At 49.2% G+C, this 13,587-nt stretch carries 12 protein-coding genes and 1 tRNA gene; 12 read left to right on the top strand and 1 reads right to left on the bottom strand.

Features of this window, described 5'->3' with window-relative positions:
• Positions 1-232: 232 nt before the first annotated feature.
• Together ET33_RS35570 and ET33_RS35575 are read left to right on the top strand one after the other, a co-directional pair.
• Positions 233-1,138, top strand: coding sequence for a CPBP family intramembrane glutamic endopeptidase (locus ET33_RS35570; protein WP_051776115.1), 906 nt, complete (start codon positions 233-235; stop codon positions 1,136-1,138).
• Between the two features lie 104 nt (positions 1,139-1,242).
• Positions 1,243-2,049, top strand: a complete 807-nt coding sequence (locus ET33_RS35575) for a MerR family transcriptional regulator (RefSeq protein ID WP_161783599.1) — start codon at positions 1,243-1,245, stop codon at positions 2,047-2,049.
• A gap of 19 nt (positions 2,050-2,068) precedes the next feature.
• Here ET33_RS35575 and ET33_RS35580 read toward each other — a convergent pair whose 3' ends face one another.
• Positions 2,069-3,268 carry an MFS transporter gene (locus ET33_RS35580; protein WP_235206906.1) on the bottom strand — a complete coding sequence of 400 codons (1,200 nt, stop codon included), beginning with the start codon at positions 3,266-3,268 and terminating at the stop codon, positions 2,069-2,071.
• A 159-nt stretch (positions 3,269-3,427) separates the two neighbouring features.
• On the opposite strand from ET33_RS35580, the gene ET33_RS35585 reads away from it, so the two are divergent.
• The 10 genes from ET33_RS35585 to lpdA all read left to right on the top strand — a co-directional run bounded on the left by ET33_RS35585 (position 3,428) and on the right by lpdA (position 13,539).
• Complete coding sequence (locus tag ET33_RS35585) at positions 3,428-3,775, top strand: winged helix-turn-helix transcriptional regulator (protein ID WP_036693937.1); 348 nt, start codon at positions 3,428-3,430, stop codon at positions 3,773-3,775.
• A gap of 127 nt (positions 3,776-3,902) precedes the next feature.
• The gene (locus ET33_RS35590; RefSeq protein ID WP_036693940.1) at positions 3,903-4,796 is read left to right on the top strand and encodes a DMT family transporter; all 894 of its coding nucleotides are present in this window, start codon (positions 3,903-3,905) and stop codon (positions 4,794-4,796) included.
• 67 nt (positions 4,797-4,863) lie between these two features.
• Positions 4,864-4,947, top strand: a tRNA-Leu gene (locus ET33_RS35595).
• Positions 4,948-5,142: 195 nt separating this feature from the next.
• Entirely contained in the window at positions 5,143-5,973 is an 831-nt protein-coding gene (locus ET33_RS35600) for an AraC family transcriptional regulator (RefSeq protein ID WP_036693941.1), read from the top strand.
• A gap of 163 nt (positions 5,974-6,136) precedes the next feature.
• A complete protein-coding gene (locus ET33_RS35605) occupies positions 6,137-7,441 on the top strand; it encodes an NtaA/DmoA family FMN-dependent monooxygenase (RefSeq protein ID WP_036693945.1) in 1,305 nt (434 codons plus the stop codon).
• Positions 7,442-7,486: 45 nt separating this feature from the next.
• Positions 7,487-8,509: an iron-siderophore ABC transporter substrate-binding protein gene (locus tag ET33_RS35610; protein ID WP_036693947.1), complete on the top strand. Its 1,023-nt coding sequence runs from the start codon at positions 7,487-7,489 to the stop codon at positions 8,507-8,509.
• A 269-nt stretch (positions 8,510-8,778) separates the two neighbouring features.
• Entirely contained in the window at positions 8,779-9,765 is a 987-nt protein-coding gene (locus ET33_RS35615; RefSeq protein ID WP_036693950.1) for a thiamine pyrophosphate-dependent dehydrogenase E1 component subunit alpha, read from the top strand.
• A 33-nt stretch (positions 9,766-9,798) separates the two neighbouring features.
• A complete protein-coding gene (locus ET33_RS35620; RefSeq protein WP_036693953.1) occupies positions 9,799-10,779 on the top strand; it encodes an alpha-ketoacid dehydrogenase subunit beta in 981 nt (326 codons plus the stop codon).
• A 22-nt stretch (positions 10,780-10,801) separates the two neighbouring features.
• Positions 10,802-12,148 (top strand): dihydrolipoamide acetyltransferase family protein, encoded by a 1,347-nt coding sequence (locus tag ET33_RS35625; RefSeq protein ID WP_036693957.1) that lies wholly within the window; start codon positions 10,802-10,804, stop codon positions 12,146-12,148.
• 11 nt (positions 12,149-12,159) lie between these two features.
• The gene (gene lpdA / locus ET33_RS35630) at positions 12,160-13,539 is read left to right on the top strand and encodes a dihydrolipoyl dehydrogenase (protein WP_036693960.1); all 1,380 of its coding nucleotides are present in this window, start codon (positions 12,160-12,162) and stop codon (positions 13,537-13,539) included.
• Positions 13,540-13,587: the final 48 nt, after the last annotated feature.

Below are 13,587 nucleotides of genomic sequence, written 5' to 3' on the forward strand. Positions count from 1 at the left end.
AGACACATAAATCTTTCTATTAGCCATATTCTCAAAAGTTATCTGAATTTCAGCAGCAATAGTGGAAAACGGGGCTGTCCAAAAAGGGCAAAACTGCGAAAATCCCAAAATTAAAAACATTGATTTATCAACGTTTTTGCCTCTACTCCTTCTTGTTCAAAATAGTATTGACTCTTCCGTTTACGTGAGGGTTTATGCTGGGGACAGAGAAAGAGATAGGAGGGAAAACAAAATGCAGCAAGAAAAGGATTGTGTACAAGTCAGCATCGGCAATAAAGGAATGAAGTGGTGGACAATTGTCTTGTCCAGCTGGGGAATCTTTGTCATGGGTTTGTTTATATCTACCGCCGTTGGACAGACCGTATCTCACGCCGGGTACTTCGAGCCATTGGTCCATGTGTTGCAAGCGGTGCTGCTCGCATTCATTGTCTTGCCTTCGCTTTATTGGCTGCTAAAGAAATCGAATAGCAGACCGTTTCTGGTGATCGGCCTACCGTCGGTGAAACGGGCGTTTCTCCGATTTATCACGGGAGCGGGACTGGTTGCTGTCCTTTCCGGATCGGGTTTCGCCATAGCAGAATGGTTAGGCTGGATTCGCATAACGGAATTTCATTTCTCCATGTCGTTAATCTCAATAGCGCTGTTAAATGTGGTTGTCGCTTTTTTCTATGAAGCATTTCCGGAGGAACTTACTTTTCGAAGGGCTGTGTATAGTGCTTTGAGCGACCGGTTTGGCCGAATCTTCGCCTTATTCCTTCAGCCTGTTGTATTTGCACTTGCACCGATTACGGTAAGCGGACTGCATCTTATTACAGGATTTGAGGCTGCCCCAATAACGAGGGATTATGTGATTTTATTGGTAACCTTCGGGATTATTCTTCAATTGCTACGCCTGGTGACGAATAGCCTGTGGACCTCGATTGGTTTTCATCTGACTTATCTTTTCAATTCACGCTTTATCGTCCTGCAGCGGGAGGCACGCTTTCTCACTTACGATGAAATCGAACCGGGTACAGGCGAGCTGTTCATCATCTTTATGATGACGCTTCTTATGGGTATCGTTATCCTAATATCGGTAACTATCGTGCGGAGATTGACTATTGGCCGGCATAATAAAGAAGGCTTCAACCATGTATAGTGTTGAACATTAGTCAAACGAAAGCGCGAAGCTGAACAAACCGTTGTTTGGACCCATGATGGAAACGTAATCCGCATTATTGCTTCAATTTCACGTGGAAGGCAGTGGAAGCCAAAATGTACAGAATCGGACAATTGGCCAAGGAAGCGGGCATTTCCATCCGGACGCTGCGATATTACGATGAACTGGGTGTACTGAAGCCCTCCTTCGTGTCGGATGCCGGCTACCGGTATTATAGCCATGAAGACGTCATGAAGCTTCATCATATTGCTACATTGAAGCAGCTCGGTTTTACGCTGCCGCAAATCCGGCGTGTTCTTGAAGAAGAGGCCAGCCGGTCCCATACGGAACGATGGACGCACGCGATTCGTCTGCAAATGGAAACGATCCGCAAAGAAAAAAATCGGCTCGATCTGCTCGAACGCATGCTTCAAACGACCTTGCGTACGATCGAGCTGCGAAACGACGTGCCGACGGAAGAATTGCTCTTGTTTATCCATGCGCTTCAGTCGGGACAGACCGAGAAGGCAACGGAGTCCGTTCAGCGGGCTAACCGTTTGAAGCGGTTCACTCCCGATGAACTGCCTATTATTGAATCGTTGCCGAGGCTTGAGGAGAACGATCCGCGGGCAGATGAATGGATTGGCTTACTGCGCGACATTCACGGCCACCTCGGGGAGCCGCCGGATTCTCCCGCTTCAAGACGGTTAGCCGGACGGCTGCTGGAAATCGAGGGACAATGGTTTGGAGACCGAGAGGACGTACTGGAGAAATATTGGGAGTGGATTCGTCCGGAAGCTGGCGAGCGCGAGAAGGTGCTTGGTCTCGATAGGGAGACGATGGCGTATATCGAACGCCTCACGGACGAATATTTACGGACGGACAAGCGGGCCAAACGGAAGAAGCGATAAGGAAGGGGACTACTGATGCTCACTTATTCCTACAATAGATATGATAGCTAATAAAGGTAAGCAGCGATGCGGCTAAAGCCAGTACGCCGCCGACCCATCCGGTATGGAGCAGCCCGATATGGGCCGTAACCAGTCCTCCAATTGCTGCTCCTACGGCAATGCCCAAATTAACGGACACAGGAAATAAAGAAGCGGCGAACACCTTGGCTGAAGGAGAGTATTCCCCAGCCAAATCGATCAAATGCAGTTGAAATGTTACGTTAAATAAGTAAACGGCAAGACCGATGAATAAGATACTTATTAATCCGGGAACGGCAGAATGTAAAGTGAAATAAAGAGAGGCAAGAATGACGGCTTGAATGACAAACACAAACCTTAATTTCCTCAATCCGTTGCGAGCGGCGAGTTTACCGGCCAACAAAGTACTGATTATAGAGGCGGCCCCATATAGGATCAAAATAAGGCTTGTATACCTGGCAGGGATGAGCAGCACATTTTCCAAAATAGGCGCGATATAAGTATATACGACATAAGTGGCGGCAATGCTTAGCGCCGGGGCGAAAAAAGCCAAGATCATGGGGTAATGTGTCATTAAACCTAATTGGCTTTTTAAGGAGCTTCGGGTCCCCTTCATGTTTCTCGGAAGTGTAATTGCCAACATTACCAAGGAAACGATACCTAGACAAGCGGTGAACCAGAAAGCCATGTTCCAGCCGCCGGCTTGCCCGATCCAGGTTCCCAGCGGAACGCCCAACACACTTGCAATCGTAAACCCGGCAAATACGAGCGAAACGACCATGCCTCTTTTTTCGGCAGGCATTGTCTCACTGGCAACCGTCGTGGCTATCGTCTGCATCAGCCCGCATGCAACAGCTGTAACTACCCTTGCCCCCATAAGCAGAGGATACGCAGAGGAAAGCGCACTAGTTATATTGCCGGCAATAAAAATCACCATGCACGTCAGCATTAGCGAATAAGCAGGATAACGGCTGACAAGAACGGTTACGATGGGGGTGCCGACGGCAACCGCAAAGGCAAACCCGGATACCAGCGCCCCTGCCGACGAGATCGTTATTTCCAAATCAGATGCAACCTCGGATAGCAATCCGACAATAACAAATTCGCTTGTACCCGTGACGAAGGTCAGTAAAACTAAAGCAAAAACCAGAAGCTTCTGCTGTATACTCAAAGAAACTCCGGTTGAATTTGCCATCTCCATAACTCGATTCCTCCCATTTGAAATTCATATCATAGCCTTGCTGCTTTCTTTGGCTTGTGGTGCTATTATGAATTAAAAATATCAATAATAGAAGTACTGACTTTTTAGTGATATAGTCACCAAAAAGTAATAATTGCTCTAACAAAGGGGAGTCGAGGAATGAGAACGTACTATTGCACGCTTGAAGTTGCCATGAGTATCATCGGCGGAAAATGGAAGCCGCTCATTGTTTATCATTTAACCAAAAAGCCAAGGCGAACAAGCGAGCTAAAGCGGATGATTCAGGGGATAACACAAAAAATGCTGATCCAGCAATTAAGGGAGCTTGAAGAAGACGGAATCGTTACTCGAAAAATATACAACCAAGTCCCGCCGAAGGTGGAGTATTCGGTTACGGAGCTCGGAATGTCGATGGCCCCGATCTTGACTGCGATGTGCGAGTGGGGAGAGACCTATCTGGAGGAAACCTTCGACAAAGGCGAATTTGAAATTTTGAATAAATATTAATATCCACTCGTGTCCCGACGCGAGAAAATGCATTCCATATTTCGATGAAGAACGAAATATTCTTCGTTTACAATGACAGATGATGACGCTTCCGCGAATCAAAGTAAACGAAGGGGGATATCGCTGCATGAATGCAATCAAATTTGTGCCGTTGATCGTTTTAACAACTTTTTTAATGGGCTCTTCTTTCACTGTAGGGAAATTGGGGCTGGCTTACTCGTCTCCTTTGTTATTGGCCGGATATCGCTTCATTCTGGCTGGAATCCTCATGGCGGTCTTTGTTATCGGGCTCCGAAGGCCGCATCCCGATTCCAAGCGTGTCTGGATCAGGATGCTGGTTATCGGTGCGTTTCAAACGGCAGGGGTCATGGGATGCATTTTTTTGAGTCTCCGAACCATTACGGCCAGCCAGTCGTCCATCCTGACGTTTACAAATCCGCTGCTTGTGGTCATTCTGGGGACGGTTCTTCTTAAGGCACGGTATAAGCCTTATCAATGGATAGGTGTTCTGCTGGGGCTAACCGGTGTAGCTATAACATTGGGAACGCAGCTGGAAGTCAAAATCGGCCTGCTCTTCGGCTTACTCTCCTCGGTATGCTGGGCGGTGTCGACCTTACTGGTCAAACGGTGGGGAGGGAGTATCGACTCATGGGTGTTATCCGCATATCAAATGCTCTTCGGGGGCTTGCTGCTCTTATTGGCCAGCTTGGTTCTTGAACGGCCGTTCTTTATTGTCAACGGCCATTCCTTGGCGATTTTGCTGTGGTTAAGCGTACTGTCTTCCATTGTACAGTTTGCCGTCTGGTATTACGTGCTGCAGAGAAGCGATCCGGGAAAAACAAGCGCGTTTTTATTTTTGGCTCCTTTTTTCGGGGTGTTAACGGGCTGGAGCGTATTGGGGGAACCGCTGTATCCTTCGATCCTAGCAGGCGGCCTGTGCATCGGATCAGGCATCTTTCTTGTCAACATGGACTTTAAACCAAGACCCGCGACAACGAAGAATAGCAGATCTAATGCTTGACATGGCCCAATACCCGTTATATAATTCCATTTGTCGGTTCGAAATTAGTCGAATCGCAGCGAAATATGCGGTCGTGGCGGAATTGGCAGACGCGCTAGATTCAGGTTCTAGTGGTGTAACAGCCGTGGAGGTTCGAGTCCTCTCGACCGCATCACCGTAACAACGAACAGGTCTTTAGATTACTAATTTCGTAATTTAAAAACCTGTTTTTTTACATTATTTTGCCATTCGCTTGTTTCCCGGGATACGTTCCCGGAATGAGAAAACCATCCGACTCTAAGAGCTGGATGGTTTTTGCTTTCTAAATATTGGTTCTAATAAAAATGACGGAGAGCAGGTGCAAAATATGACAGATGTGGAGAGATTAGCGGAGATATTCGCTAATGATTCCTACGATATAGACAGTGTTTACCGTTTAGTCATTCAACCGAAAAGCGTACTGCATGAATTCAGAACTGCCAAGTATGGATTTCTCTTTATCATCCGTGGGTCCGTCAGGATAGGTGTGAATGGCACGATCTATGAACTGCAGCCAGGATCCGTATTTCATGCGGCTCCAGACATGCAAATGGAAGCGAAGGTCATTAGTGAATCGGAGTTGGAGTATTACTCCGTTTTTTATAGCTTAGACAAGAGCTGTGCAGAAAACGGCAATCATGAATGCAATACTCATTTTAAGCTTGAGTCCGAGGCCGTTCCAAGAGTCATAGAATTGCTGACTATGCTCCATCTGAATATCCATACACCCGGAGGGATCGGGAAGCTTCGTGTGAAGGAATTATTTTTGAGTATTATGTATCAAGTGCTGGTTGGCCACAAGAATCGAGAGAGCAGCAACTCTCCGAATATCGAAGTGATAGAGGAGGCTATTGCCTATATCAAAAGAAATTATATGAACCCGTTGACGCTTGAGGAGTTAGCCGTATCCCATTCCATGAATCCAAAGAGCTTCTCTTACTATTTTTATAAATATACGGGCTTTCGTCCAATCGATTTCGTGATCCATTATCGGATGGAAAGAGCGAGCGAGCTGCTGAAGATGGGGAATTTCCCCATAAGCGATATTGCCGTTAGTGTCGGTTATCCTAATCCGCTATATTTCAGCAGAGCATTTAAAAAGAAATTCGGTATCTCTCCCTCCGCATACGCCGATAAAGTAAATCATCGTAACCATTGAAAGCACATCAGCGCATTGCAAAATCGCAGCAGGTTTTGATAATTGTGCATGTCGTATTTATTATTTATGTATTTGCATTTAAAAGAGTCCTTGCTACACTATTCGATGAGAATGATTATCGTTATTATTTGATTTCTCATACGGGAAAGGATGGGAGCGACAAGTGAATGCAAATAAGCAATTATGCATTGGATTTTCTTTATCGGCAACCTGGATGAAAGGACACGGCTGGCGGCGTCCTGATAGCGGCGTGGAGAAGATGGAGTCGATTGATTATTACATCGAATTGGCCAAACGGGCGGAGAAGGCAAAGCTCGATTTTCTGTTCAGGGCGGATTATCTTTATATTAGTCCGCAAATGCTGGGCGATTCCGCTAATTTTGGCAGTCCTGACCCAACGATCATGTTTGCGGCGATTGCCCGCGAGACGGAGCGGATCGGACTGGTAACGACGGTTTCCACTACCTTCAATCCGCCATATGTTGTAGCCAGGCAGCTTCAGTCTTTGCATTGGCTTAGCAACGGACGTGCCGGTTGGAACATTGTAACTTCGATTGAAGGAGCGGAAAATTTCGGCGATTCGCCCATGCCTTCCCCGCAAGTGAGGTATGCGAGAGCAAGGGAATTTACGAATGTCGTGCGAGAGCTTTGGGCAAGCTTCCCGCGTGAAGCGATCTTGGTTGACCGTGAGTCGGGAAAATTTTCCGATCCGGATCAAGTGTCCTCCATCAATCACTCCGGCGAGTTTTTCAGTGTCAAGGGACCGCTCACTCTGCCCGCTCATAAGTCGGGAACCCTTCCTTTATTTCAAGCAGGCGCATCGGATATTGGACGGGATTTCGCATCTTCGATAGCGGATGCTATTTTTGCGGCGATGCCGGATCTCGAGTCCGGGGTGGAGTTGCGTAACGATCTGAGAAGAAGAGCGGAGGAGCATGGACGTAACGCGGACTCGATCAAAATTTTGCCCGGGCTATATTTTTTCCTGGCCGATACCCGAGAGGAAGCACAGGCATTATTCGAGAGCGCGAACGCGCACTTAAGCATCGAACGCAGACATGCCGCGCTTAAATCTGTGCTGGGCCTTGATTTAAGCGGTTTTGAATTGAATGATCGCGTGACCGCCGATATGCTTCCCGACCCGAATCAGCCGGTCCGCAGCCGAACGCATGCCGAGCTGCTTCGCAGACATATTATCAACAATCGGCCTACAGTAGCCGAGGTTTTGGCAAGGCCGGAGGTTGTCGGATCTGCACACTGGGTTGCGGTCGGAACGGTTGAGGACGTGCTGAACGATATTGTGCAGCGGTTCGAAGCAGGCGCGATCGACGGATTTATAGCTCTTCCGGGCGGTTCGGACAAGTCGATGGAGTTGTTTTTTGAAAAGCTGATGCCGCAGCTGGTGGAACGGGGCTTGTTCAGAAGCGAATATACAGGCTCGACCTTGAAGGAGCATTTAAGTATTTAACAGGAATGAAGCATTTGTTCACGAGACTATGCTGGAGGAAGCAAGATGAATAGATGGATTTACTCGATTGTTTCGCTTGTTATCCTGATCGGAGCGCTGGCCGGATGTTCCAGAACGCCCGCAGAGAACATGCCTTCCACGACTGCTGCCAATGTGAACAAAAGCGGGCAGCCAGGCGGAGCAAGCACGCCTGAAGCGGGCATGCCCGAGAAGGGCGAATGGCCAAGAACGATAACGGACGCCGCCGGTAACAAAGTCGTGCTTAAGGTACGGCCGGAGCGTATAGCGGTGCTCCATCCTCTGTATTTGGACTATTTTTTCGCGTTGGACATGCCTCCGATCGCTTCGGGCAGCGCAGCGAATGCGATGAAGGAATTCGCTACTTTGCAGCCTTATAGAGGAAAGGCCGAGATAGCAGATTTGGGCAGCGGAAGGGACTTGAATATGGAAGCGATTATCGCTACCAAGCCTGATGTGATTGTCACCTTCAAAGGCCATGTCGATGCGAATTATGAGGAGTTAAGCAAGATCGCTCCTGTCATCCAAATCGACTACAGTGATAAATGGGAAAATGCAACGAGGATATGCGCCCGGATTATCGGCAAAGAGGACTTCGCGGAGCGGCTGATCAAGGAAACGAAGGACATGATCGAGAAAGCGAAAGCGCAGATGGGCGATCGCAAAGATAAAAGCTTTGCCTTACTGCGGGTTGACAGCAAGGCCAATTTTACTGCTCAGGGGACGAACAACACGACTTACTATAACGAGACTACGGGCTTCGGGCTGAAGAAGCCGGACCGATATCCTGAAAATGGCACCGCGCTTTCTTTGGAGGCTTTGGTGGAAATGAATCCGGATTACATTATTATCCAGCATCATCTTGACGTTGCAGCGGCAGCGATACAGGAAAAGGAAGCTTCAGCCGTGTGGAAATCATTGAAGGCCGTGAAAAACAATCATGTCCTGTTGTTCGATAATTCTCTCAATACGGGCAGCGTTCTGGCTATCCGCCTGGCCGCCGAAAATTTTATGAAATTGGCGGGGCAAAAGGCCCAGGCTAATCTGTAAATAAGCATTCGAGTCCTCTCGACCGCATCATACTTAAAAATGAAGCCCTTCAGAGTTCTGAAGGGCTTTTTAATGTTGGCGCGCCTAGCCAAGCTAGTAGCTGACAGCGGCTGGTGGAGAAATCTTATGGCTGAAGCCTGACTCATCACAACGAATGTTCCGAACAAGATTGACGGATACATCTGCATACTTGACAAAAAAAGAGCCGAGAAGTACTATGTTATTACAAATGTAACTAAAAAGAACAAATGTAAAAGCGAGGGATCGAAATGTCAGTCAAATTAAGCGAGAAAATGGAGCTGTCTATTGAAAGGTTATTGGATCTCTACTATCAAATGTGGCTGGTAAGATATTTTGATGAGAAAGTGGACGAATTTTTTGCCAAAGGTCTTATCCATGGGACGACTCACTTATGTGTCGGACAAGAGGCTACGGCGGTTGGCGCATGCGCCGTTCTTGAAGAAAAAGATAAAATCACAAGCACTCATCGGGGGCATGGACATTGCATCGCGAAAGGCGCTGAAGCTAGCAGGATGATGGCTGAGCTGTTCGGAAGAGAAAGCGGTTACTGCAAGGGCAAGGGCGGCTCCATGCATATCGCGGACGTAGATAAAGGCAATTTAGGGGCCAACGGTATTGTGGGCGGAGGCATTCCAATCGCCGCAGGCGCTGCGCTTACGTCCAAAATGAAAAATTTGGGATACGTGGTGCTCTGTTTCTTCGGTGATGGAGCCAGCAACGAAGGAAGCTTTCATGAAGCGATTAATCTCGCTGCGATTTGGAACCTGCCGGTCGTCTTTTTCTGCGAAAATAATCAATACGGCATGTCCGGTCCCGCGAAAGAAATGATCGGAGTCGAAAATATTGCAGATCGTTCCAAAGCATACGGCATTCCGGGAGTGGTTGTCGAGGGCAATGATATATTTGAAGTCATTCGCGTCACGAATGAGGCAGTCGCCAGAGCCAGGTCCGGGGAAGGTCCGACACTGATTGAGGCCAAAACGTACCGCTGGAAGGGCCACTCGAAAAGCGATGCCAAAAAGTACAGAACAAAGGAAGAAGAGCGGCATTGGAAAGAGCGGAAGGATCCGATTGCGAAAATGGGGCAAAAATTAATCGATGACCAGCTTGCTGCGAAGGAGCAACTGGAGCAATTGCGGCAAAAAGCATGGGAAGAAATCGAAGCGGCCGTGAAATATGCGGAAGAAAGTCCGATGCCGTCCCTTGATTCTATTGAAGAGGATGTTTACGCCTAAACCTAGGGCGAAATCTGGTCGGGAGGAACAGACATGCTAAGGGAAATCACTTATTTGGAAGCGGTTAAAGAAGCGATGTCTCAAATGATGCGGGAAAACGAAGATGTGTTTTTGCTCGGAGAAGATATTGGCGTGTACGGGGGGGCTTTTGGCGTAACGAGGGGCATGATCGAAGAGTTCGGTCCCGAACGAATCCGCAACACCCCCATTTCCGAATCTGCGATTGCCGGAGCGGCTGTCGGGGCTGCGCTTACGGGGATGAGACCGATTCTGGAGCTGCAGTTTTCCGATTTTATTACGATTGCAACGGATCAAATCATTAACCAAGCCGCCAAAATCCGGTATATGTACGGCGGCAAAGGGAAGGTGCCTATGGTGCTTCGCACGCCGGCCGGGTCCGGGACGGGAGCGGCAGCCCAGCATTCCCAAAGCTTGGAAGCGTGGATGGCGCATATTCCCGGTCTTAAGGTCATTCAGCCGTCTACGGCATACGATGCCAAGGGACTTCTTCGCGCTGCGGTCGAGGATGACAATCCCGTTATTTTTTACGAACACAAGTTGTTGTACAAAACGAAAAGCCATGTTCCGGAAGAACCTTATACGCTTCCGATCGGCAAGGCGGATATTAAACGCAAAGGCACCGATGTTACCGTAGTCGCTACTTCGATAATGGTGCATAAGGCTTTGGAGGCTGCCGAATTGCTGGAGAAAGAAGGCATCCGTATCGAAGTCATTGACCCTAGGACGCTCGTGCCGCTAGATATTGAAACCATTGTCGAGTCGGTCAAAAATACCGGACGGCTGGTCGTCGTTCACGAAGCGGTGAAACGTGGCGGATTCGGCGCGGAGATCGTCAGTCAAGTGATGGAAAGCGAGGCGTTTGATTATTTGGATGCGCCGATACAACGTCTTGGGGGGCTTCCCGTACCGATTCCGTATAATCCTTTATTGGAAAAGAAAGCCGTTCCCCAAGTGGATGATATTGTGGGTGCAGTGAAATTGACGCTCAAGTAAGCGGCAGGGAGGCTGGAGTCAAATGCTGAAGGAAGTGTTTATGCCCAAACTGGGAATGACGATGGAGACAGGGACTATTACCCGCTGGTTTGTAAAGGAAGGAGACGCGGTTAGCCAAGGGGATGTTCTGCTGGAAGTGCTGACGGATAAAATTAATATTGAAGTGGAAGCTTATCATTCCGGTATTTTTTTAAAGCGGTATTATGATGAAGATGCTGTCGTTCCCGTCAATCATGTGATCGGGTATATCGGCGATGCCGGCGATCAAGCTCCGGATTCTCCGCCGAATGCCGCAGGTGCTGCGGACGTCGCGGATGGAGCTTCCGAAGCAGCATCCGCAGGAGCACCGGAAGCCGGTCATGCCGCTGCGGAAACCAATGTCCCTGCGGGTGGAAAACCGCGTGCGACACCTGCGGCTCGTACAGCAGCCCGGGAGCACGGCGTTGAATTGCATTTAGTTCAAGGAAGCGGGGAAAACGGGCGCATTCATCGTGCGGACGTCGAAAGCTTCGTGTCGGCGGAAGCGGCGTCTGAAGCCAGAGCTACTCCTCTTGCCCGAAAAATAGCATCGGAAAGCGGACTTGCGCTCACCCAAGTTGAAGGAAGCGGCGACCGGGGCAAAATACGGCGCGAGGACGTCGAGCGGGCGTTGAATGCCAGAGCGGACGCGCCGACGGCAGAGAAGCGCGTCATCAAGCTGCAAGGCATGCGCAAAATCATTGCGCAGCGCATGTCACAAAGCGCCTATACAGCCCCGCATGTGACCATTACGACGACGGTGGATATGACGGCGGCAAAAGCGATGCGGGCGGAGCTGCTGCCTGTCATCGAGAAGCAAACCGGCTTGAGGCTTTCCTATACGGAGATTTTGCTTAAGGCGGTTTCCGCTTGTTTGGTGAAGCATCCGAACTTGAATGCGCGATGGAAAGAGGAAGAAGTGGTGCTGCATGAAGATGCGAATATTGGACTTGCCGTATCGGTGAAGGACGGTCTTCTCGTTCCGGTCATCTCTCAAGCGCAGCAATTAGGACTTGCAGGGCTGGTGAAAAAATCGAAGGAGCTGGCTGCGAAAGCAAGGGATAATCAACTGAAGCCGGAAGATTTAACTGGGGGCACATTTACCGTCAGCAACCTTGGCATGTATGCTGTCGATTCTTTTACTCCCATCATCAATCAACCGGAGGTTGCCATCTTGGGAGTTGGACAAATTCAAGAGAAGCCGGCTGTGATCCATGGGGAATTGAAGGTTTGTCCCATGATGACGTTGAGCCTCTCGTTCGATCATCGGGTTGTCGACGGCGCTCCTGCCGCTGCCTTTTTAACCGATTTGAAGACGATGCTTGAGCAGCCGTACTACTTGCTGATTTGAGGTGCATAAATATGAATTCTTACGATATTGCCGTATTAGGCGGGGGACCCGGCGGGTATGTCGCTGCGATTCGCGCCGCCAAGCTTGGCATGTCCGTTGCTCTAATCGAAGGGTCTGAGCTTGGAGGCACTTGCTTGAACCGCGGTTGTATTCCGTCGAAAACGCTGCTGCATATGGCGGAAGTGTCGGAAATGATCAAGAAAGCCGGCGAATGGGGAATCAAGACTGGACCCGTTGAATACTCTTGGAAAACGATGCTGGACCGTCAAGGGAAAGTGATGGGAACGCTTCGCTCGGGCATTGCCGGGCTGCTAAAAGCCAATAAGATCGCTCATATTCGCGGTTGGGGCAAAGTGGTGTCTCCTCATGAAATCGAGGTGTCTTCCGGGGAAGAGACGACGAAAGTAACCGCCGATAAGGTGATTTTGGCGACGGGCTCCAAGCCTTTCGTTCCTCCGATTCCGGGGTTGGAGGATGTACCTTATCATACAAGCGATACGATTTTTAATCTTGAACATATTCCGGCATCGATGACGATCATCGGCGGCGGGGTTATTGGAGTGGAGTTTGCCGCAATATTTTCCGCTTTCGGAACCAAGGTGAATGTAATTGAAGCAGCCGAACGCATTGTGCCTAGTGAAGACGAATCCGCCTCACAAGCGCTGACAAAAGCGTTAAAACAGCGTGGCGTCACGATTATGACAGGAACCAAAGTCGAAAGCGCAAGCTATAAGGATGCTCAAATTCATCTATCGGCAACCGGGGCGGGCCGACCGATCGAGCAAACGGCGGATATTTTGCTTGTAGCCGTCGGCCGAACCCCGAACCTTGCCGGACTGGAACAGATGAACCTGAAGATGAACGGCCGTTTTGTGTCCGTGAGCGAATATATGGAAACAAGCATTGAGCATGTTTTTGCTATAGGCGATCTGACCGGCGGCTGGCAGCTCGCGCATGTGGCAAGTGCAGAGGGACTGATCGCCGCAGCCAATGCTGCCGGTAAACGGGAAAAGATCGACTACCGTGTCGTGCCCCGGTGCATCTATACGCACCCTGAAATAGCCAGTGTCGGCATGACGGAACAGGATGCGAAAAACTGCGGCTTGTCCTATAAGGTCCAGACTTATTCGCTCAAAGGAAACGGCAAAGCCTTGTCGACGGGAGAAACCGATGGCTTCGTGAAGCTGATTGCCGACGAGAAATACGGCGAAATCCTAGGGGTTACCATGGTTGGACCGCACGTTACGGATATGATCGCCACAGCTTCAGCTTTTATGCATTTGGAAGGCACCGTGACGGAGTGGGCGAATTTGATTCATCCGCATCCTACCGTATCGGAATCTCTTTTTGAGGTCGCAAACGGATGGTTGGGCATGGGAGTCAATCATTAAATTTAGTCTTGCATGAGGAATGGAGCGGAGGGGAACCATAATGAACAT

The sequence above is a fragment of the Paenibacillus tyrphae genome (assembly GCF_000722545.1).
Lineage (GTDB): Bacteria > Bacillota > Bacilli > Paenibacillales > NBRC-103111 > Paenibacillus_G > Paenibacillus_G tyrfis.